General features: G+C 67.5%; 17 protein-coding genes. 13 read left to right on the top strand and 4 right to left on the bottom strand.

From position 1 onward, the window contains the following. Genes WJ542_RS25130 through WJ542_RS25120 form a run of 3 tightly spaced genes read left to right on the top strand, consistent with a single transcriptional unit; the run spans position 1 to position 1,146 of the window. Positions 1-495, top strand: a complete 495-nt coding sequence (locus tag WJ542_RS25130; protein WP_411192177.1) for a Na+/H+ antiporter subunit E — start codon at positions 1-3, stop codon at positions 493-495. After that, the gene (locus WJ542_RS25125; RefSeq protein WP_411192176.1) at positions 489-764 is read left to right on the top strand and encodes a K+/H+ antiporter subunit F; all 276 of its coding nucleotides are present in this window, start codon (positions 489-491) and stop codon (positions 762-764) included. Before WJ542_RS25130 ends, WJ542_RS25125 begins: the two co-directional genes overlap by 7 nt. A 13-nt stretch (positions 765-777) precedes the next feature. Further along, complete coding sequence (locus WJ542_RS25120; RefSeq protein WP_411192175.1) at positions 778-1,146, top strand: Na+/H+ antiporter subunit G; 369 nt, start codon at positions 778-780, stop codon at positions 1,144-1,146. On the opposite strand, the gene WJ542_RS25115 is transcribed toward WJ542_RS25120, so the two are convergent. After that, a complete protein-coding gene (locus WJ542_RS25115) occupies positions 1,147-2,058 on the bottom strand; it encodes a LysR family transcriptional regulator (protein WP_411192174.1) in 912 nt (303 codons plus the stop codon). A gap of 147 nt (positions 2,059-2,205) precedes the next feature. On the opposite strand from WJ542_RS25115, the gene WJ542_RS25110 reads away from it, so the two are divergent. The 5 genes from WJ542_RS25110 to WJ542_RS25090 all read left to right on the top strand — a co-directional run bounded on the left by WJ542_RS25110 (position 2,206) and on the right by WJ542_RS25090 (position 10,304). Then, positions 2,206-4,347 carry a 3-hydroxyacyl-CoA dehydrogenase NAD-binding domain-containing protein gene (locus WJ542_RS25110; protein ID WP_411192173.1) on the top strand — a complete coding sequence of 714 codons (2,142 nt, stop codon included), beginning with the start codon at positions 2,206-2,208 and terminating at the stop codon, positions 4,345-4,347. 39 nt (positions 4,348-4,386) lie between these two features. Further along, positions 4,387-5,583, top strand: coding sequence for an acyl-CoA dehydrogenase family protein (locus WJ542_RS25105; RefSeq protein ID WP_411192172.1), 1,197 nt, complete (start codon positions 4,387-4,389; stop codon positions 5,581-5,583). An 11-nt stretch (positions 5,584-5,594) separates the two neighbouring features. Beyond that, positions 5,595-6,755 (top strand): acyl-CoA dehydrogenase family protein, encoded by a 1,161-nt coding sequence (locus WJ542_RS25100; RefSeq protein WP_411192171.1) that lies wholly within the window; start codon positions 5,595-5,597, stop codon positions 6,753-6,755. 64 nt (positions 6,756-6,819) lie between these two features. Then, positions 6,820-8,034, top strand: a complete 1,215-nt coding sequence (locus WJ542_RS25095; protein WP_411192170.1) for a CaiB/BaiF CoA transferase family protein — start codon at positions 6,820-6,822, stop codon at positions 8,032-8,034. 146 nt (positions 8,035-8,180) lie between these two features. Next, positions 8,181-10,304 (top strand): VTT domain-containing protein, encoded by a 2,124-nt coding sequence (locus tag WJ542_RS25090; protein WP_411192169.1) that lies wholly within the window; start codon positions 8,181-8,183, stop codon positions 10,302-10,304. Between the two features lie 66 nt (positions 10,305-10,370). On the opposite strand, the gene WJ542_RS25085 is transcribed toward WJ542_RS25090, so the two are convergent. Next, positions 10,371-10,634 carry a hypothetical protein gene (locus WJ542_RS25085; RefSeq protein ID WP_411192168.1) on the bottom strand — a complete coding sequence of 88 codons (264 nt, stop codon included), beginning with the start codon at positions 10,632-10,634 and terminating at the stop codon, positions 10,371-10,373. A 139-nt stretch (positions 10,635-10,773) separates the two neighbouring features. Here WJ542_RS25085 and WJ542_RS25080 point away from each other — a divergent pair, with 139 nt between their 5' ends. From WJ542_RS25080 to WJ542_RS25060, 5 genes are all read left to right on the top strand, one after another. Beyond that, positions 10,774-11,862 (top strand): Dyp-type peroxidase, encoded by a 1,089-nt coding sequence (locus WJ542_RS25080; RefSeq protein WP_411192167.1) that lies wholly within the window; start codon positions 10,774-10,776, stop codon positions 11,860-11,862. Next, complete coding sequence (locus WJ542_RS25075; protein WP_411192166.1) at positions 11,855-12,655, top strand: family 1 encapsulin nanocompartment shell protein; 801 nt, start codon at positions 11,855-11,857, stop codon at positions 12,653-12,655. Before WJ542_RS25080 ends, WJ542_RS25075 begins: the two co-directional genes overlap by 8 nt. A gap of 172 nt (positions 12,656-12,827) precedes the next feature. Next, positions 12,828-13,148: a pyrimidine/purine nucleoside phosphorylase gene (gene ppnP, locus WJ542_RS25070; RefSeq protein WP_411192165.1), complete on the top strand. Its 321-nt coding sequence runs from the start codon at positions 12,828-12,830 to the stop codon at positions 13,146-13,148. A 40-nt stretch (positions 13,149-13,188) separates the two neighbouring features. Beyond that, the gene (locus tag WJ542_RS25065) at positions 13,189-14,547 is read left to right on the top strand and encodes a chloride channel protein (protein ID WP_411192164.1); all 1,359 of its coding nucleotides are present in this window, start codon (positions 13,189-13,191) and stop codon (positions 14,545-14,547) included. Positions 14,548-14,673: 126 nt separating this feature from the next. Beyond that, a complete protein-coding gene (locus WJ542_RS25060) occupies positions 14,674-15,282 on the top strand; it encodes a flavin reductase family protein (RefSeq protein WP_411192163.1) in 609 nt (202 codons plus the stop codon). A gap of 27 nt (positions 15,283-15,309) precedes the next feature. Here WJ542_RS25060 and WJ542_RS25055 read toward each other — a convergent pair whose 3' ends face one another. After that, entirely contained in the window at positions 15,310-16,473 is a 1,164-nt protein-coding gene (locus WJ542_RS25055; RefSeq protein WP_411192162.1) for an enoyl-CoA hydratase/isomerase family protein, read from the bottom strand. A gap of 34 nt (positions 16,474-16,507) precedes the next feature. Continuing rightward, a complete protein-coding gene (locus WJ542_RS25050; RefSeq protein WP_411192161.1) occupies positions 16,508-18,211 on the bottom strand; it encodes an AMP-binding protein in 1,704 nt (567 codons plus the stop codon). Between the last annotated feature and the right edge of the window lie 63 nt (positions 18,212-18,274).

The raw sequence follows: 18,274 nt of genomic DNA, 5'->3' as shown, positions 1-18,274 counted from the left end.
ATGCTGAAACGGCTCTTTCCCCATCCCTGGCTCAGCATCGTCCTGCTCGTCTGCTGGCTGCTGCTGATGAACGATGCCTCGCCCGGCAACGTCCTGCTCGGCGCAGTGCTGGGCTGTGCGATTTCGTTCGCGGTCGGCGCGGGGCTCTGGATGCGGCCCGTGCGATTCGGCCACCCGTGGCTGCTCGCACGGCTCGCGCTGCACGTGCTCTGCGACATCGTCGTCGCGAACGTCGAGGTGGCGCTGCTCGTGCTCGGCCCCACGCAGAAGCTGCGCCCCGCGTTCATCGAAGTGCCGCTCGACAGCACGCACGAAATCGCGCTCACGGCGCTCATCAGCATCGTGTCGCTTTCGCCCGGCACGCTGTGCGCCGAACTCTCGGACGACCGCACGCGCCTCATCGTGCACGTCCTCGATCTCGACGACGAAGCCGCGCTCGTCGCCCAGATCAAGACCCGTTATGAAGCCCCGCTGATGGAGATCTTCGCATGCTAGCCATCGCCATTCCGGTCTCGTTCGCGATACTCGGCCTCGCGTTCCTGCTCACGCTCGTGCGCCTCGTGCGCGGGCCGTCGCTGCCCGACCGCATCGTCGCGCTCGACACGCTCAACATCAACGCCATCGCACTGATCGTGGTCTACGGCATCAGCCTGCGCTCCACCGTATTCTTCGAGACGGCGCTGCTGATCGCGGTGATGGGTTTCATCGGCACCGTCGCGCTGACGAAGTATCTGCAGCGCGGCGACATCATCGAACTGAACTGACGGGAGGCACGCCATGCAAACCGTCGTCGAAGCGATCGTCAGCGTGCTGTTGCTCGTGGGTAGCCTCTTCATGCTGATCGGTGCGATCGGGCTCGCGCGCCTGCCCGACTTCTTCATGCGCCTGCACGGCCCGACCAAATCGACGACGCTCGGCGTGGGGGGCGTCGTGCTCGCGTCGGTGGTCTACTTCAGCGCGCACAATAACTATGCGAGCCTGCATGAACTGCTGATTCCGGCTTTTCTGTTTCTTACCGCGCCGATCAGCGCGCATATGCTTGCGAAGGCGGGGATTCAGCAGCGCGTGGCGCTCACGGCGGGTACGCGCGGAAGGCCGCCGGTGACGGGGGCTTGCGAGGCGGCCGACGACACACCGGATGCCTGATCAGGCCACCGCCACCCCTCTCCCCGCCTTGTGCGCCTCGGCCAGCACGAACTCGATAAAAGTGGACGCTGCCCGCGTACGATGCCGATTCGGCATGTAGAGCATATACATGTGCGTGCCGAAAATGCTGAGCCGCCACGCATCAAGCGACGTAACAACCTCCCCGCGACGCAGATCGTCCTGAACCACATAGTCCGGCACGATCCCCACTCCAAGCCCCGCCAGAATCGACTGGCGCAGAAAAAGAAAGTTCTCCGAAATGATAGCCGGCTCGAGCAGGACCTCATGACGTTCCTCGCCCAGATACCCCGCCAGCCGCAGTTGCTTACCGACCACGGCGGCAGTAATGACCGGTGCCGTACCCAGGTCTTCCAGCCGCTGCGGCATGCCGTTCTCGCGCGCCCATTGCGCCGAGGCGCAAGCCACGTAGCGCACCGACCCCATGTCGCGCGCCACGAGGTTCTGCGGCGGTTCCGACATCACGCGCACGGCAATGTCGACTTCGTCGCGCAACAGGTCTTCCACACGGTTTTCGAACATCACGTCGAGCACGATGCCCGGATAGAGCCGCTTGAACTCGATCAGCCAGTCGGACATCACGAGCTGCCCATAGCCGCTCGGCACCGATAGCCGCACGCGCCCCTGCAGGCTCTGGCCGAGCGTCGAGACCGATTCGCGCGCGGCCAGCAGCGCGTTCTGGATCGCGCGCCCATGCTCGTAGAGCTTCAGCCCGATCTCGGTAGCCTCCACGCGGCGCGTGGTGCGCCTCACGAGTTGCAGCCCGATCGACTTTTCGAGGTGATTGAGGTGGTAGCTGACGTTCGCGCGGCTCATCTTCAGGCGCCGCGCAGCCTCGCTAAGATTCCCCGCGTCGAGAATCTCCACCAGCAGGGTTAGCGCATTGACGTCCACGGCCGGCTCACTGTCAAGGATATTTTGACAGTCTGTCAACAGACAATGTGATTGTCAATGAACCTTGGCGAGCCCAAAATCGAACGCACATCCGATAATCGGGCATGCCCCCTTGCGCCGCCCGGATCGACTTCTGGAGACAAGACCATGGCATCCGACACCGCCTTCCCCCCGGCTTCCCCTGCTGCTTCCCCGGTCACTCACGAACTACGCGGCAAAGTTCTGCTGGTCACGGTCGACAATCCTCCCGTCAACGCCCTGGGCGTCGAGGTGCGCCGCGGCCTCGCCGCCGCCATCGAGCACGCCGAGGCGAATGACGCCGTGCAGGCCATCCTGATCGTCGGCGCGGGGCGCAACTTCATCGCCGGTGCGGACATTCGCGAGTTCGGCAAGCCGCCTCAACCGCCCGCGCTGCCCGACGTCTGCAACCGCATCGAGGCCTGCCGCAAGCCGGTGATCGCCGCGATCCACGGCGCGGCGCTCGGCGGCGGGCTGGAGGTGGCGCTCGCCGCGCATTACCGCCTCGCCGTGGCGGGCGCAAAGCTGGGCCTGCCCGAAGTGCAGCTCGGCCTCCTGCCCGGTGCGGGCGGCACGCAGCGCACGCCGCGCCTGATCGGCGCGGAGGCCGCGCTCTCGCTGATGCTGAGCGGCCGCCACGCCGGCGCACAGGAAGCGCTCAAACTGGACCTCGTGGATCGTCTTGGCGCGAGCGACGACGTGCTCGCCGAAGGCCTCGCCTACGCCCAGGAGCTGCTCGCCGCGCACGCGCCGGTGCGCCGCACACGCGACGCGCAGGGCCTCGCGAACCGCGAAGCCGCCCAGGCCGCCATCGACACCGCGCGCGCCGACACCGCGAAGAAGTCGCGCGGCCTGTTCTCGCCGATGAAGATCGTCGAGTGCGTGGAAGCCGCCCTGAACGAATCGTTCGACGAAGGCCAGCGCTTCGAGCGCAAGCAGTTCCTCGAATGCCTGGAGAGCCCGCAGCGCGCGGGCCTCGTCCACGCGTTCTTTGCCGAACGCGAAGTGCAGAAGGCGCCGGAAACGAAGACTTCGACGCCGCGCGCGCTCGATAGCGTGGGCGTGGTGGGCGGCGGCACGATGGGCGCCGGCATCGCGGTGGCGGTGCTCGACGCGGGTCTGCCCGTGACGATGATCGAGCGCGACGACGCCTCGCTCGCGCGCGGCCGCGCCCACGTCGAAAAGGTCTACGACGGTCTCATCGCCAAGGGCCGCATGACGCCCGAAGCGAAGGCGCAGATTCTCGCGCGCTTCTCGGGCAGCACCTCTTACGATGCGCTCGCCAAGGCCGATCTCGTGATCGAGGCCGTGTTCGAAGACATGGACGTGAAGAAGGCCGTGTTTGCCGAACTCGACCGCGTCTGCAAACCGGGCGCCGTGATCGCCACGAACACCTCGTATCTCGACATCGACGCCATCGCAGCCAGCATCTCGCGTCCGCAGGACGTCGTGGGCCTGCACTTCTTCTCGCCCGCGAACATCATGAAGCTGCTGGAAGTGGTGGTGCCGAAGCAGGTATCGGCGGACGTCGTGGCCACGGCCTTCGAGCTCGCGAAGAAGCTGCGCAAGGTGCCCGTGCGCGCGGGCGTGTGCGACGGCTTCATCGGCAACCGCGTGCTCGCCGTGTACCGCGCCGCCGCCGACCACATGATGGAGGATGGCGCCTCGCCGTATCAGATCGACAAGGCCGTGCGCAATTTCGGCTATCCGATGGGCCCGTACCAGGTCAGCGATCTCGCGGGCGGCGACATCGGCTGGGCCACGCGCAAGCGCCGCGCCGCCACGCGCGATCCGAAGGCGCGCTACGTGCAGATCGCCGACCGCATCTGCGAGCGCGGCTGGTTCGGACAGAAGACGGGCCGCGGCTACTATCTCTACCCCGACGGTGCGCGCACCGGTACACCCGACCCGGAAGTCGAAGCGATCATCGCCGCCGAGCGCGAGCGCGCGGGCATCCAGCCGCGCAGCTTCACCGACGAGGAAATCATGCGCCGCTACATGGCCGCGATGATCAACGAAGGGGCGAACGTTGTGCACGAGAAGATCGCGCTGCGCCCGCTCGACGTGGACGTGACCTTCCTCTACGGCTATGGCTTCCCGCGCTACCGCGGCGGCCCCATGAAGTACGCCGACATGGTGGGCCTCGCGAACGTGCTCGCCGACATCCGCGAGTTCGCGAAGGAAGACCCGCTGTTCTGGCGCCCCTCGCCGCTCCTCGTCGAGCTGGTGGAACGCGGCGCGAATTTCGCGAGCCTGAACGAGTCGGCGTGAGCCAACACTCACACGCGCTCTTGATGGAGTGAAGCAAGCATGGACCTGAAATTCACGGCGGAAGAAGAAGCCTTCCGCACCGAGGTGCTGGACTTCCTGCGCGAGCGCCTGCCGCAGCGCATTGCCGACAAGGTGCGCAACGGCCGCCACCTCACGCGCGACGACATGGCCACCTGGCACGCAACGCTCAACGAAAAGGGCTGGCTCGCGAACCACTGGCCGAAGGAGTATGGCGGCCCCGGCTGGACCGCGGTGCAGAAGTTCATCTTCGAGAACGAATGCGCGATTGCGGGCGCGCCGCGCATCGTGCCGTTCGGCGTGAACATGCTCGGGCCCGTGCTCATCAAGTACGGCAGCGAGGAACAGAAGCGCTACTGGCTGCCGCGCATCCTGAACGGCGCCGACTGGTGGTGCCAGGGCTATTCGGAACCGGGCGCGGGCTCCGACCTGGCCTCGGTGCGCACCACAGCCCAGCGCCAGGGCGACCACTACATCGTGAACGGCCAGAAGACGTGGACCACGCTCGGCCACTACGCGAACATGATCTTCTGCCTCGTGCGCACGGCCACCGACGTGCGCAAGCAGGAAGGCATCAGCTTCCTGCTGATCGACATGAACACGCCGGGCATCGAGGTACGCCCCATCGTCACGCTCGACGGCGAACATGAGGTAAACGAAGTGTTCTTCACCGACGTGCGCGTGCCGGCGGCGAACCTGGTGGGCGAGGAGAACAAGGGCTGGACCTATGCCAAGTATCTGCTCACCTACGAGCGCACGAACATCGCGGGCGTGGGCTTTTCGGTGGCGGCGCTCGCGCGCCTGAAGCGCGCGGCACGGAAGGTCACGCGCAACGGCAAGCCGCTCGCCGACGATCCGCAGTTCGCGGCGCGCATGGCCAGAGTCGAGATCGATCTGGAGAACATGAAGACGACGAACCTGCGCGTGATCGCCGCCGTGGCAGGCGGCGGCGTGCCGGGCGCGGAAAGCTCGATGCTGAAGATTCGCGGCACGGAGATCCGCCAGGAAATCTCGTCGCTGCTGCGCCGCGCGATGGGGCCGTACGCGGCGCCGTTCGTCGAGGAAGCGCTGGAAGAAGGCTTCGACGGCGAGGCCATCGGTCCCGACGAGGCTGCGAGCGCCGCGGCGCAGTATTTCAACAACCGCAAGCTGTCGATCTTCGGCGGCTCCAACGAAATCCAGAAGAACATCATCTCGAAGATGATTCTCGGTCTTTAAGAGGTCCGGCCATGAACTTCCAGCACACCGAAGACCGCCGGATGCTCACGGACACGCTCAACCGTTTCATCGCCGAGCAGTACGGTTTCGACGCGCGCGATAAAATCGCGCGCTCCGCGGAGGGCTTCAGCATCGACATGTGGCGCCGCTTCGCCGAACTCGGCGTGATCGGCGCGCTCTTTCCCGAGGCGCAGGGCGGCTTCGGCGGCGCGGGCTTCGACATCGCGGTCGTATTCGAATCGCTTGGCCGGGGGCTCGTGGTCGAACCGTTCCTCGACACGCTGATCGTCGGCCGCGCGCTCGCGCACGCGGGCAGCGAAGCGCAGCAGGCACACATCGCCGCGTTCATCGACGGCTCGCGGCTCGCCGCCTTCGCGCACGACGAACCGGGTTCGCATTACGAAGCGGCGCGCGTGACCACGCATGCCGAAAAGCGCGGCAGCGGCTGGGTGCTGAACGGCGCGAAGGGCGTCGTGCAGCATGCGGAACACGCCGATCTGCTGCTCGTTTCCGCGCGCACCGCAGTGGGTCAACCCGGTGGTGGATTCGACGAAGCGGGCATCTCGCTCTTCCTCGTGCCGCGCAATGCGCCCGGCGTAAGCGTGCGCGGCTACGGGAAGATCGACGGCGGCCGCGCGGCCGAAGTCTCGCTGAATGATGTGCAGGTGGATGCCGAAGCGATCGTGGGCGCCGAGGGCAGCGGCTTCGCAACGCTGGAGCATGCAACAGGTTTTGGCCTTCTCGCGCTCGCGGCGGAAAGCCTGGGCGCGATGGATGTGGCGCGCGACTACACGCTCGAATATCTGCGCACGCGCAAGCAGTTCGGCGTGCCCATCGGCAGCTTCCAGGCGCTGCAGCATCGCATGGCCGACGTGCTGCTCGAAATCGAGCAGGCGCGCTCCGCGGTCATCAATGCGGCGGCGGCCGTCGATGCGCCGCGCAGCGAACGCGAGCGCGCGCTCTCGGCCGCGAAGTACACGATCGGACGCACGGGCGCGCGCGTGGCCGAGGAATCGATCCAGCTACACGGCGGTATCGGCATGACGTGGGAGCTGCCGCTTTCGCACTACGCGAAACGTCTCGTGATGATCGATCATCAACTGGGCGACGAAGATCATCACCTCGCACGCTATATCGCGCTGGCATCGGACGGTGGCGCAAGCGAAACGTAACGCGACGCGCCGACGCAAAATCCGGCAAACCGCACGCCCGCCAACGAACCAGGAACACTTGCCCATGCAGACCGAAAACAGGACCTTGCCGCTCGCGGGCGTGCGCGTACTCGATCTTTCGCGTGTCCTCGCGGGCCCATGGTGCGCGATGACGCTCGGCGACCTCGGCGCCGAAGTCATCAAGGTCGAACACCCCGGCCGCGGCGACGACACGCGCGACTGGGGGTTGCGCATCGGCAAGACCGAGACGGCGTACTTCAACAGCGTGAACCGCAACAAGCGTTCGGTCACGCTCGACCTGCAGACGCCCGAAGGCCAGCGCATTGCGCAGGACCTCGCGAAGACCTGCGACATCGTGGTCCAGAACTTCAAGTTCGGCGGCGCGGAAAAGCTCAACCTCGGCTACGAGCAGTTGAGCGCGGAGAATCCGCGCCTCATCTATTGCTCGATCGCCGGCTACGACCGCACCGGCCCCGAAGCCGCGCGGCCCGGCTACGACCTCGTCGTGCAGGGCGAAGCGGGCCTGATGGCGCTGAACGGGGAGGCAGACCAGCCGCCGCTGAAGTTCGGCGTCGCGGTGGTCGATCTGTTCACGGGCATGTATTCGGCGCAGGCGCTGCTCGCGGCGCTCTTCGAGCGCGAACGCACCGGCCGCGGGCGCCACATCGAGATGGCGCTGTTCGACTGCGGCCTCATGATCACGGCCTACTACGGCCTCGAAGCGCTCGTGATGGGCGAGGACCCGCCGCGCTACGGCAACGCGCATCCGTCGATCATGCCGTATGGCGTCTTCGATGCAGCGGACGGCCCGATCGTGATCACGGTGGGCAACAACAAGCAGTTCGAGCGATTCTGCCGCGAAGTCATCGAGCGCCTCGATCTGGCCGACGACGAACGTTTCAAGACCAACCTCCTGCGCGCCCAGCATCGCGAGGTGCTGGTGCCCGAGCTCACGCGCGAACTCCGCAGTCGCCCGCGCGCGCTGCTGCTCGAACGGCTCGCGCGCGCCGGCATTCCGTGCGGCGAAGTGGCCGGACTGCGCGAGGCGCTGCTGTCGAAACGCGCGACCGACGCGGGCCTCGTGACCGAGCAGCCGCATCCGCATACGGCCAGCGGCACGACGCCGGTACTCTCGCCGCCGTGGCGCTTCGACGGCGAGCGCATGCCCGTGCGGCGCGCGCCGCCGCAGCTCGGCGAAGGCACGCGCGAGGTATTGCAGTCGGTCCTGGGGCTTTCCGGCGAAGCGCTTGCCGGCCTGAAAGACAAAGGCGTCATCTGATTTCGCGGCGCCTCGGCGTCGCCTGAACGCTCCGCGGCGCATGTCCTCCGCATGCGCCGCGTTTCCTTGCCATAACAGCGCTCCGCCAGGACCGTGCGATCCGTCACCCAATCGCACGCTCGGAGCGGCGGCCGGGTATATTGCCCATGATGCGCGATGCCGACAATCGGCTCGCGCCACTCCCCGCCACCCAGTCCGCCCCGTCGATGGAGCACGCCTACGCTCACCTGCTGCACCTCCTCGCCGCGCATGCGGGGTGGACGCTCGCGTTCGTCTTCGTGGCCGCCTTCCTGGAATCGCTCGCGCTCATCGGCACGTTCATTCCGGGCAGCACGGCCATGTTCATTGCGGGTGCGTTCGCGGGCACCGGCACGCTGAACCTCGGCTGGCTCTTCGTCGCGGCCATTGCGGGCGCCGTGGCCGGCGACGCCCTGAGCTTCTGGATCGGCCACCGCTACCGCGAGTCGCTCGCCCAGATGTGGCCGTTCTCGCACTATCCGGCCATCTTCGCCAAGGCGAAGGCGTACTTCTCGCAGCACGGCGCGCGCAGCGTGATCCTCGCGCGCTTCATCGCGCCGCTGCGCGCCGTCGTGCCCATCGTCGCCGGCATGGCGGGCATGGCGCCCATGCGCTTCCTCGTGATGAACATCGTCTCGGCGCTCATCTGGGCCCCGGCGCACATCCTGCCGGGCGTGGTGTTCGGCGCGTCGCTGCAGATCGCCGGTGCCGTGTCGTTCCGCCTCGTTGTGATCGCACTGATCCTCGCTTGCGCGCTCTGGCTCATCTGGCGGTTCGTGCGGATTCTGCTGCTGCATTTCGACGCGTGGGCCAGCGCCTCGCGCCGCAGCGTCGCGCACTGGGCCCAGGGCCACGAGGGTGCGGCGGCGCGGCGGCTCGCGCGCCTGCTCGACCCCGAGCAGCCGGCGCTAGGCGCCCTCGTCGTGGTCACGGGGCTCGTGCCGCTCGGCGCGGCCGTCTTCTCGTACGTGCTCGACAACGTGCTGCACGGCGATCCGCTCGTCCAGGTGGATCAGTCCGTGCGCCTCTTCATGCGTTCGATCCACACCATCTGGGCCGACGCCGCGCTCGCGCGCGTGGAAACGCTCGGCAGCGGCCTGACGCTCACCGCGCTGGTCGTGACCGTGACGATCTGGATGACGCTCGAACGGCGCTGGCGCACCATCGCGTACTGGATGATCGCGGCGACGTTTTCGCAACTGGTGATCCTCGCCATCCGGCTTGGCGTGCATCACGCGCCGCTCGCCGTCAGGAACGTCGAGACCTATGTGTTCCCGAGCGACCGCGTGGCGTCGATGGTGATCGTCTATGGCTTCCTCATGTTCCTGCTCGTGCGCCGCGCGAGCATGGCGGAAGCGGCGCTCGTCGCGGCGCTCGGCAACGGCATCATCGTCGCCGTGACTTTCGCCGGGCTCTATTTCGACCGCTTCCTGTTCTCCGACGCGATCGGCGGCGCCGCGCTCGCCTCGATCTGGGTCGCGGTCGTCGTGCTGATGTCGCTCTGGCGCTATCCGGAGCGGCCGCCGCAGCGCAATTTCGTGCCGCCGATCGTGCTGGCCGTGCTCGCCACGGCGTTCGTGCTGCAAAAGGGCGAGCCGCCGCGCAGCGCCGCCCCCGTCGGGACCGCGCCGCCCATCGTCATCTCGCAGATGGACTGGAGCGACAGGCTGTGGCGAAACTTCGCGTGCTACCGCTTCGACATGAAAGGCGAGCGCCGCGAGCCCACGACGCTGCAGTGGGCCGCGAGCGCGGACGATCTGCGCGCCGCGCTGCGCGACGCGGGCTGGAGCGAGGGCGCGCAGTTCTCCATGCGCAACGTGCTCGCGCTCGTGGCGCCGCACGTGGACGTGATGACGCTGCCGCTGCTGCCGAGGCTGAACAACGGCGTGCCTTCGCCGCTCGTGTTCGCGCGCGAACCGGTGTCGGGCGGTCCTGGGCAGGCGGACGGGCGGCGTGACGTGCTGCGTTTCTGGCCGACCGGTTATGCGCTGAAAGCCGGGAGCGGAGGCAATGGAGGCAGTGGCAACAGCAGCGACAGCACGGTGCCGATCTGGACGGGCTCGCTGATCCACGAGCAACTGCGGCGCGCTTCCTGGCCGTTCAACATCCTCACGGCCGCTCCCGGGGAGGGCAGCATCGCGCCCCCGCTCGCGACGCCCGGCAAGAGCGCGCCATGGCGCGTACTGCACGTGCCGGGCGCAGTGGGTTGCGAGGGGCGGCCGGTGATGCTGGTCGTGTCCGGCAACCGCTAGCGACCGCGCCATACCCGCCAGGCGCGCCTGCCGCAGTGCAGCATCGCGCGCGAACCGGCGTGCGGCCTACGCCCAGTTCCCCTTGGCATGAAAGCGGTCGATGCGCCGACGGGCGTCGGCGTAGGCCGCGTCGAGCGCCGCGTCCGCGCCGGTGTAATTGCGCATCATGTCGTGAAAGCGGATGCTCTGCCCGTCCAGATGCGCATCCGCACCATGCCGGCAGATATAGCCGCTGTAATGGAACAGCGGTTCCGGCGAGCGCGGCCCGAACGCGGGAATCGGCAGCACCCAGATCTCGAAGCCTTCATGCTCGGTGTGGTCCCACATCATGCGTCTCCTCGAAGAAGCTCCCGGTCATGCTCGCACGCACCCCGCTCGACCTGCAAACGCGGATTGCGCCAGTTGGCTAAACTATGCGCTCATCATGTTTCACCCTTTTACCACTCCCCGCCAGACGATACCTCAGACCATGACGCCGTCTTCCGCCCCGCCCGATCCCCAGGCCGTCTCCACCTCCGTCACGAAGAGCGCGTTCTTCATCGTCGCGACGGTGAACGACGACGCCGCGAGCCGCGCCCAGGTGCGCGCCTGGTGCGCCGACGTCGCAAACCTCGCGCGCGCCGTCGGCAAGCGCGTGCCGAAGGGTAATCTCAGTTGCGTGGTGGGTTTCGGCTCCGCCGCCTGGGACAAGCTCTTCGGCGAGCCGCGCCCGGCCGAGCTGCATCCGTTCCGCGAGTTCGGCAGCGGCGAACGCCTCGCGGTAGCCACGCCCGGCGACATCCTGATCCATATCCGCGCCGACCAGACCGATCTCTGCTTCGAACTGGCCACGCAGTTGATGACCCGCCTCGAAGGCGCCGCGACGACGGTGGACGAAGTGCACGGCTTTCGCAACTTCGACATGCGCGCGATGATCGGCTTCGTGGACGGCACCGAGAACCCGGAGGGCGACGAAGCCACGCACTTCACGGTGATCGGCGGGGCCGACCCCGACTTCGCGGGCGGCAGCTACGTGCTGGTGCAAAAGTACCTGCACGACATGAAAGGCTGGAACGCGCTGCCGGTGGAGGCGCAGGAGCACATCATCGGGCGCACGAAGCTGCAGGACATCGAGCTCGAACCGGGCGTGAAGCCGAGCTGGTCGCACAGCTCGCTCACGACGCTCGAAGACGCGCAGGGCAACGAAATCAAGATCCTGCGCGACAACATGCCGTTCGGGCGGCCGGGCCAGGGCGAATTCGGCACGTTCTTCATCGGCTACGCGCGCTCGCCGCAGCCCATCGAGCAGATGCTGGAGAACATGTTCGTCGGCAACCCGCCCGGCAACTACGACCGCCTGCTGGACTTCAGCCACGCCGTGACGGGCTCGCTCTTCTTCGTGCCGTCCGAACCGCTGCTGGAAGCGCTGGCCGAACGCGAACCCGGCGCCGCGCCGGGCGTCACACCGGGCGCGCCAAATGCGCCTGACGAAATCAACCCCGAATCCGCCGCCGCAGCACCGTCCGGCGACGGTTCGCTCGCCATCGGATCCCTCAAAGGAACCCCTCGTCATGAATAATCTCCATCGCGATCTGGCGCCCATCTCCTCGGCGGCCTGGTCGCAAATCGAAGAAGAAGTCGCGCGCACCTTCAAGCGTTCGCTCGCGGGCCGCCGCGTCGTGGACGTGGACGGCCCCGGCGGCGCCGATCTCGCAGGCGTCGGCACCGGCCACCAGAACGGCATTGAAGCGCCGCTGGAGGGCATACGCGCCCGCCAGCGCGAAGTGAAGGCGCTGGTCGAACTGCGCGTGCCGTTCGAACTCTCGCGCGACGCCATCGACGACGTCGAGCGCGGCGCGGAAGACTCCGACTGGCAACCGGCCAAGGATGCGGCCACGCGCCTCGCCTTCGCGGAAGACCGCGCGATTTTCGACGGCTACACGGCCGCACAGATCGCCGGCATCCGCGAGGGCTCGTCGAACCCCGTGCTGACGCTGCCTGCCGACATCGCCGATTACCCCGCCGTGATCGCGAAGGCGCTCGCGGAACTGCGCCTGCAGGGCGTGGACGGCCCGTACGCGGTGCTGCTCGGCTCGGACGCCTACACGGCCGTGAGCGAGGCCAGCGACCAGGGCTACCCCATCCTGGAACACATCCGCCGGCTCGTGAACGGCGAGATCATCTGGGCGCCGGCGATCGAAGGCGGCAGCATTCTCAGCACGCGCGGCGGCGACTTCGCGCTCCACCTGGGGCAGGACCTTTCGATCGGCTATCTGAGCCACGACGACAAGAGCGTGCGGCTCTATCTGCAGGAAAGCTTCACGTTCATGCTGCTGACCACCGAAGCCTCGGTGACGGTCAAGCCGGAATAAGCCTCCGGCCGGACGTGTCGGGAATGCATGAGACCAGGGGCGCCGCGGGCGCCCCTTGTTCATTCCCGGCGTGCCGCGCTGCCGGTATGATGTCGGGCTCGCGCCGCGCGAACACCCGGAGGGAGGCCCGGCGCCCAGGATTTCATTCACGACGACCCAGAGGAAGACCGCCATGACGGCCGCAACGCAATTCGACCAGGTTTCCGTTATCAAACGCGCCAACGTCTACTTCGACGGCAAGTGCGTCTCGCACACCGTCCTCTTCGCCGACGGCAGCCGCAAGACGCTCGGCGTGATCCTGCCCGGCCCGCTCAACTTCGGCACGGACGCGCCCGAGCTGATGGAAGTGCAGGCCGGCAAGTGCCGCATCCGCCTCGAAGGCAGCAGCGAGTGGCAGACTTACGGCGCGGGCGAGTCGTTCTCCGTGCCAGGCAAAAGCCGCTTCGACATCGACGTGATCGAGACACTCGACTACGTTTGCAGCTACCTGTAACACGCCACGCCCTGGCTTCTCCATCGCCGGATTCGCCGCCATGCCGAAGACCCGCCCCGAAGCCGACCGTCCACCCGCGCGCAGCCCGCTTCTCACGCTCGCGGTGGTGACCGTGCTGACCGGCATCGGCGCGGGCATCGGCGGCATGCTGCTCGCGATGCTGCTGCACGCAATCCAGCACGTCGCCTACGGCTACAGCCAGGCGCACGTCATCAGCAGCGAGAGCTTCCTGCAGGGCGTAACCGGCACCACGCCCGCGCGGCGCGTGGCGGTGCTCACGGTCTGCGGGCTGATCGGCGGCTTCGGCTGGTGGGCACTCTATCGCTACGGGCGGCCGCTCGTGAGCATCAGCGCCGCCATCAAGCCAGGCGGCGCGCGCATGCCGCTCGCGGCCACGACCGTGCACGCGGTGTTGCAGATCGTCACCGTCGCGCTCGGTTCCCCGCTCGGGCGCGAGGTGGCGCCGCGCGAGATCGGCGCGGCATGGGCGACCTGGCTTTCGAAGCGCACCGGGCTCACCGGCGCCGAACGCCGTGTGATGATCGCGTGCGGTGCGGGCGCGGGCCTCGCAGCGGTCTATAACGTGCCGTTAGGCGGGGCCATGTTCGTGCTCGAAGTGCTGCTTGGCACCTTCGGCTGGTCGGTGGCGATACCGGCGCTCACGACCTCGGCCATCGCGGCCGTCGTCGCCTGGATCGGGCTGGGCGACGCACAGCAGTATCACGTGCCCTTCTATACGATCAACGCGCAGCTCCTCGTATTTTCCGCGCTGTGCGGGCCGCTCTTCGGCGCGGCCGCTCACGGCTTCACGCGCATGACGGGCCGCGCGCGCGACGCTTCCCCGAAAGACTGGCGCCTGCCGCTCTACTCGCTCGCGAACTTCGTGGCGATCGGACTGCTCGCGATCCGGTTTCCGCAATTGCTCGGCAACGGCAAGGGCCCGGCGGGCCTCAGCTTCAACGACGATCTCGGCATCGGCCTCGCCGCCACACTGCTCGCGCTGAAACTGATTATCACGACCACGAGCCTGCGCGCGGGTGCGAAGGGCGGGCTGCTGACGCCGGGACTGGCGATCGGCGCGCTGCTCGCCATCGCGATCGCCGGCCTGACGAATCACGTGTGGCCCGGCCTCGCAGCGGGCGCGTTCGCGATCGTCGGCGCGGCGGCCTTTCTCGCGGCGTCGATGCAGATGCCGGTCACGGCCACCGTGCTGATCCTCGAATTCACGCACGTCAACCACGACCTGGCCATTCCCATGCTGCTCGCCGTCGCCGGGTCGGTGGCCACGCTGCGGCTCATGGCAACGTCGCATAGGCCTGCGAAGCAAATGGGCGAGGCACAACGCGCACGGCGTCTCGAAGCGCCCGGGGAACCGGAGGCGCGTGAAGCGTCGGATTGAGGACCGCCGAGGTCCGGTCGAGGGCCCGACTACGGGCCGCCCCGGGCGCTGCCGCTCCCTGCCTCGTATCATGACGCCAGCACGCCGCGCGCCCTGCGCGCAACCACCGAACACGAGGACTGCTCCATGACCACCAACTCTTTCCGCGAGAACGTCGATCTCGCCCGCTGCACGCGCCTGCTCAACCACGGCCCCGTCACGATCATCACGAGCCAGCACGGCGGACGCTCGAACGTGATGGCCGCCTCGTGGGCCATGCCGCTCGACTTCGATCCGCCGAAGGTCGTGGTCGTGATCGACAGCCGCACGCTCACGCGCAAGCTGGTCGAAGAAAGCGGGGTGTTCGGCCTGCAGTTGCCTGGCGTGGCATTCGCGCAGCAGACGCTCGCGGTGGGCACGAGCAACGGCGTCGAGCTCGACAAGTTCGCGGCGTTCAAGCTGGAAACGTTCCGCGGCCAGAAGATCGACGTGCCGATGCTGGCCGCGTGCACGGCCTGGATGGAGTGCAAGGTGATTCCCGACGAGAGCCGGCGCCACGACCTCATCCTGGCCGAAGTCGTGGCCGCGTATGCGGACCGCCGGGTGTACTCGAACAACCGCTGGCACTTCGACGCCGCGCCCGACCTGCGCACCTGCCATTACGTGGCGGGCGGCACGTTCTTCGCGACGGGAGAGCCGTTCGAGGTGCATGCTACGCCCTCGGCCGTGACCGAGAGCAGCACGTCGCAGCCCTGAACACCGCACCGCCAGGGAAGCATCGGGTCAGGCGCCGAGCCCCGCCAGTGGATGCTCGTCGCTGCGCCACGGCGACGTGAGGAAGTGCCGCACGCGTTCGGGCCGCAGTTCGGCCAGCGTGGCGGGCGCCCAGCGCGGCGTGCGATCCTTGTCGACGAGATGCGCGCGCACGCCCTCGCAGAAGTCCCCCTCCTCGATTGCCCGCGCCACGATGCCGAGCTCCATGCGGAAGCTTTCGGCCAGCGTCATCTGCCGGCCGCGCAGCAACGCCTCGCGCGTCACTTCGAGCATGGTCGGCGAATAGTGCGTGAGCGCGTCGAGCGTTGCGCGGCGCCATGCCTGTTGCGGCTCCGGCGCCCCGGTCTCGTTGGCGAGGTCGGCTCGCAAGGCTTCTACGATCTGCTCCGCCGTCCTGCTCCGCTCGAAGTACTGCGCGATCCATGGCGCGTTCGGCTCCAGCGCGCCCGCCTGCGCATCGTGACAGGGCGCGTCGAACACGCGCCGCAGCGCGGCCTCCACATCGCCTTCCAACAGCGCCTGCGCGAGCCGCGTTTCGAAGCCGTCGAGCCATTCGCCGGGCACGCAGATATCCGCGAGTCCGCAATGGACCGCATCCGCACCGGAAAGCGCGATACCGGTCAGCCCTACGTAGAGCTCCGTTTCCACCGGCATTACCGAAAGAAAATGCGTCGCGCCCACATCGGGCAAGAGGCCGATGCGCGTCTCCGGCATCGCGATCTTCGTGCGCGAGGTCGCAACCCGCAGCGCGGCCCCCTGGCCGAGACCCATGCCGCCGCCCATCGTCACGCCGTCGAGCAACGCGACGACCGGCTTCGGGAACGTATGCAGCGCATGGTCGAGCCGGTATTCGTCGATGAAGAACTGCTGCCAGCCGTCGTCGCCAAGCCGCTCCTCGCGCCGGGCCTGCTGGTAGATGGCGCGCACGTCGCCGCCTGCGCAGAAGCCTTTCGGCCCCGCCCCGTTGAGCACCAGGGCGACGATGCCGTCGTCGGCACGCACGCGTTCGAGCAGCGCGGCCAGGGTGCGCACCATGCCGTGCGAGAGCGCATTGAGCGCGGCGGGACGGTTCAGCGTGACGATCGCGACGCGGTTGACGACGCGAAACAGCACTTCGGTCCCGGCTTCCCCGGATGCCTGGGGTGCCCGTGCAGAAGCGGGTGTTGCATTCATTACCTGGTTCTCCATTTCAATTGACGGGCGCGGATTAACGCAGCTCGGGGAAATCCTCTTCCCAATATTCGTCGGGCAAGCGCGCCATGTCGGCCGGGCGTTCCATCTCGCGCCGGCGCAGTTCGACGCGGCGAATCTTGCCGGAGATGGTCTTCGGCAGTTCGCTAAACTGAAGACGGCGAATGCGCTTGTACGGCGCGAGCGTTTCGCGCGAGTAGCGAAACACCTCGCGCGCCAATTCGGGACCGGCCTCGTAGCCCTGACGCACGATCACATAGGCCTTCGGCACCGAAAGCCGCAGCTCGTCCGGGCTCGGCACCACGGCGGCCTCGGCAATCGCCTCGTGCTCGATCAGCACGCTCTCCAGCTCGAAGGGGCTCAGCCGATAATCGGACGATTTGAACACGTCGTCCGCCCGACCTACGTAGACGTAATAGCCGTCGTCGCGCAGCATCGCGACGTCGGACGTGTGGTAGTAGCCGTTGCGCATCGCATACTCGGTCGCTTTCGGATTGTTCGCGTAGCCTTTCATCAGGCCGAGCGGCCGCTGCGCCAGAGACAAAGCGATTTCGCCTTCGCTCGCAGGCTGGTCGTCGGTATCGACGAGTTCGACGCGGTAGCCCGGCAGCGGTCGGCCCATCGACCCCGGCACCACGGGCTGGCCCGGCGAATTGCCCATCTGGCAGGTAGTTTCGGTCTGGCCGTAGCCGTCGCGGATCGTGATATTCCACGCATGGCGCACGCGCTCGATGACCTCCGGATTGAGCGGTTCGCCCGCGCCGACAATCTCGCGCAGCTTCACCGGATACGCGGCAAGCGGCTCCTGCACGAGCATGCGCCACACCGTGGGCGGCGCGCACAGCGTGGTCACGCCGAACTGCACGATAGCGTTCAGCGTGTCCTTCGGCACGAAGCGCGCGTAGTTGTAGACGAACACGCAGGCCTGCGCGTTCCACGGCGCGAAGAAGCAGCTCCACGCGTGCTTGGCCCAGCCCGGCGAGCTGATGTTCCAGTGCACGTCGCCGGGCATCAGGCCGATCCAGTACATCGTCGAAAGATGGCCGACCGGGTAGCTCTCGTGCGTGTGCTCGACGAGCTTGGGCTTCGAGGTCGTGCCCGAAGTGAAGTAGAGCAGCAGCGTATCGCTCGCGCGCGTGGGCCCATCGGGCACGAAGTCGGCGCTCGCGTCATAGGCGCGCGCGAGATCGATCCAGCCTTCGCGCGCTTCCCCTACCGCGATGCGCTTCACGCCGGCGTCGAGGGTATCGAACTTGGCGAGTTCGGCTGCGTCGACGACGACGTAGCGCGCCCCGCCCGTCTCCACGCGCTCGCGCACGTCGTCGGGCGAGAGCTGCGTCGTGGCGGGCAGCACCACGGCACCCAGCTTCATCGCCGCCAGCATCACGTCCCACAGTTCGACGCGATTGGGCAGCATCAGGAGCAGACGGTCGCCACGCTTCACGCCCTGCTCGCGCAGGAAGTTCGCCATGCGCGACGAACGCCCGGACATCTGGGCGAACGAGAGGCGCAGGCCACCGCCCGCCGGATCGTCCACGATCCAGAGCGCCGGGTTGTCGTTGCCGTGCGCCATCACGTCGAAGTAGTCGAGGGCCCAGTTGAAGGTGTCGAGCTTCGGCCACGCGAATGCCTCATACGCTCGCGCGTAGTCGGTGCGATGGCGCAACAGCAGGTCGCGGGCGTCGAGGAAGGCCCGCGCGGAAGGGGAATACCCGGTCATCGTCGTCTCCTGTATGGCGGTCGGCGCTCGTGCGCGCTCTGTCTGCGTCTTTCTTTTACTTCG

It is taken from the genome of Paraburkholderia yinzeri, from assembly GCF_046581065.1.
Taxonomy (GTDB): domain Bacteria; phylum Pseudomonadota; class Gammaproteobacteria; order Burkholderiales; family Burkholderiaceae; genus Paraburkholderia.
This window is presented reverse-complemented; position numbering and strand designations above follow the sequence as displayed.

What these genes read in the sequence shown, in the direction of transcription:
- WJ542_RS25130 (WP_411192177.1), top strand. Translation starts at nt 1, where the DNA reads ATGCTGAAACGGCTCTTTCCCCATCCCTGGCTCAGCATCGTCCTGCTC.
- WJ542_RS25125 (WP_411192176.1), top strand. Translation starts at nt 489, where the DNA reads ATGCTAGCCATCGCCATTCCGGTCTCGTTCGCGATACTCGGCCTCGCG.
- WJ542_RS25120 (WP_411192175.1), top strand. Translation starts at nt 778, where the DNA reads ATGCAAACCGTCGTCGAAGCGATCGTCAGCGTGCTGTTGCTCGTGGGT.
- WJ542_RS25110 (WP_411192173.1), top strand. Translation starts at nt 2,206, where the DNA reads ATGGCATCCGACACCGCCTTCCCCCCGGCTTCCCCTGCTGCTTCCCCG.
- WJ542_RS25105 (WP_411192172.1), top strand. Translation starts at nt 4,387, where the DNA reads ATGGACCTGAAATTCACGGCGGAAGAAGAAGCCTTCCGCACCGAGGTG.
- WJ542_RS25100 (WP_411192171.1), top strand. Translation starts at nt 5,595, where the DNA reads ATGAACTTCCAGCACACCGAAGACCGCCGGATGCTCACGGACACGCTC.
- WJ542_RS25095 (WP_411192170.1), top strand. Translation starts at nt 6,820, where the DNA reads ATGCAGACCGAAAACAGGACCTTGCCGCTCGCGGGCGTGCGCGTACTC.
- WJ542_RS25090 (WP_411192169.1), top strand. Translation starts at nt 8,181, where the DNA reads ATGATGCGCGATGCCGACAATCGGCTCGCGCCACTCCCCGCCACCCAG.
- WJ542_RS25085 (WP_411192168.1), bottom strand. Translation starts at nt 10,634, where the DNA reads ATGATGTGGGACCACACCGAGCATGAAGGCTTCGAGATCTGGGTGCTG.
- WJ542_RS25080 (WP_411192167.1), top strand. Translation starts at nt 10,774, where the DNA reads ATGACGCCGTCTTCCGCCCCGCCCGATCCCCAGGCCGTCTCCACCTCC.
- WJ542_RS25075 (WP_411192166.1), top strand. Translation starts at nt 11,855, where the DNA reads ATGAATAATCTCCATCGCGATCTGGCGCCCATCTCCTCGGCGGCCTGG.
- ppnP (WP_411192165.1), top strand. Translation starts at nt 12,828, where the DNA reads ATGACGGCCGCAACGCAATTCGACCAGGTTTCCGTTATCAAACGCGCC.
- WJ542_RS25065 (WP_411192164.1), top strand. Translation starts at nt 13,189, where the DNA reads ATGCCGAAGACCCGCCCCGAAGCCGACCGTCCACCCGCGCGCAGCCCG.
- WJ542_RS25060 (WP_411192163.1), top strand. Translation starts at nt 14,674, where the DNA reads ATGACCACCAACTCTTTCCGCGAGAACGTCGATCTCGCCCGCTGCACG.
- WJ542_RS25055 (WP_411192162.1), bottom strand. Translation starts at nt 16,473, where the DNA reads ATGAATGCAACACCCGCTTCTGCACGGGCACCCCAGGCATCCGGGGAA.
- WJ542_RS25050 (WP_411192161.1), bottom strand. Translation starts at nt 18,211, where the DNA reads ATGACCGGGTATTCCCCTTCCGCGCGGGCCTTCCTCGACGCCCGCGAC.